The organism is Lactococcus sp. UBA7128 (assembly GCF_002492185.1).
Lineage (GTDB): Bacteria > Bacillota > Bacilli > Lactobacillales > Streptococcaceae > Lactococcus > Lactococcus muris.
In genome coordinates, this window is the sequence record NZ_DKXK01000073.1 from 28,712 (window position 1) to 28,986 (window position 275).

At 46.9% G+C, this 275-nt stretch carries 1 protein-coding gene; it reads left to right on the plus strand.

Annotated features, from left to right (window positions below):
- Nucleotides 1-2: 2 nt before the first annotated feature.
- Nucleotides 3-275: biotin/lipoyl-containing protein (locus tag B4H39_RS07870; RefSeq protein ID WP_414672059.1), on the plus strand; the 273-nt coding region annotated here is incomplete at its 3' end.

The following is a 275-nucleotide window of genomic DNA, read 5'->3' on the forward strand; positions in this document are numbered from 1 at the left end:
AAATCTTGTCTCCTTACTCTGGTACGGTAACAAAACTTTTCGTTGAAGCTGGAACAACTGTTGAAGTGGGTGCTCCGCTTATCGAATATGATGGAGATGGCTCAAGCGAAGTTGATACTGCTGAAGCGGCACCCGCTGCTGCTTCTGAAGCTCCTTCAGGTGAGACTCAAATCTTCACCATGCCTGATATCGGTGAAGGTATGCACGAAGGTGACATCGCTAACTGGCTTGTAAAAGTTGGAGACGATGTCAAAGAAGATGATCCTGTGGCTGAA